General features: G+C 73.0%; 1 protein-coding gene. It reads right to left on the bottom strand.

Annotated elements, in window-relative coordinates:
• Window positions 1-1,269, bottom strand: a 1,269-nt coding sequence (locus AB4039_RS42190; protein WP_442273302.1) for an acyltransferase domain-containing protein, incomplete at both ends; no start/stop codon positions are given.

Raw genomic sequence — 1,269 nt, 5'->3', positions numbered from 1 at the left:
GGTCCATGAGGGGCGAGTGGAAGGCGTGGGAGACGGTCAGCGCCTTCGTCTTGCGCCCGTCGGCCGCGAGACGGTCCACGACCTTCGCCACGGCTTCCTCGGCGCCCGACACCACCACGGACGAGGGCCCGTTGACGGCGGCGATACCCGCACGGTCCCCGAAGCCGGCCAGCAGGCCCCGCACCTCCTCCTCCGAGGCCTCCACCGCCACCATCACCCCGCCGTCCGGGAGCGCCTGCATCAGCCGGCCGCGCGCCGCCACCAGCCGGGCCGCGTCGTCGAGGGAGAACACACCCGCCACGTGCGCGGCGGCGAACTCACCCACCGAATGACCCGCCAGGAAGTCCGGACGGACGCCCCAGGACTCCACCAGCCGGTACAACGCCACCTCGACCGCGAAGAGCGCCGGCTGGGCGTGGTCCGTCCGGTCGAGGAGCTCCGCGTCGTCCCCGAACACCACGCTGCGCAAGGGGTGTTCGAGGTGCGCGTCCAGTACGGCGCACGCCTCGTCGAAGGCTTCGGCGAACACCGGGAACGCCGCGTGCAGTTCGCGTCCCATTCCGAGCCGCTGGCTCCCCTGCCCGGAGAAGAGGAACGCCCGCTTCGTACCGGGCACGGCTACGGCCCGCACCACCGATCGTGCCGGGTCGCCGTTCGCGAGGGCCGCCAGCCCCTCCAGGACACCGGCCGTGTCCGGTGCCACGACGGCGGCGCGGTGTTCCAGAGTGGTGCGGCTCGTGGCCAGGGAGTACGCCACCTCGGCGGCCTGACGGCCGCCGTCGTGTTCCGGTACGTGTTCCGTCGCGTACCGCAGGAGCCGCCGCGCCTGCTCGCGCAAGGCGTCCGGGCTCTTCGCGGACAGTACCCAGGGCGCCGTGAAGGGCGGTACGGGCGTCGTTCCCGGAGCGGACGCGGGCCGGGGGACGGCCGGCGCCTGTTCGAGGACGACGTGGGCGTTGGTGCCGCTGAAGCCGAACGAGGAGACCGCCGCCCGTCGGGGGCGGCCGTCGTGTTCCGCCCACTCCACGGGTTCGGTGAGCAGGCGTACGGTTCCCTCCGACCAGTCCACGTGCGGCGAGGCCTCTTCGGCGTGCAGGGTCTTGGGCAGGACCCCGCGCCGCATCGCCTCGACCATCTTGATGATCCCGCCCACCCCGGCCGCCGCCTGCGTGTGCCCGATGTTCGACTTCAACGACCCCAACCACAGAGGCCGGCCGGCCGGACGACCCCGCCCGTACGTCTCCACCAACGCCTGCGCCTCGATCGATC

Source organism: Streptomyces sp. M-16 (assembly GCF_052114405.1).
Lineage (GTDB): Bacteria > Actinomycetota > Actinomycetes > Streptomycetales > Streptomycetaceae > Streptomyces.
This window is presented reverse-complemented; position numbering and strand designations above follow the sequence as displayed.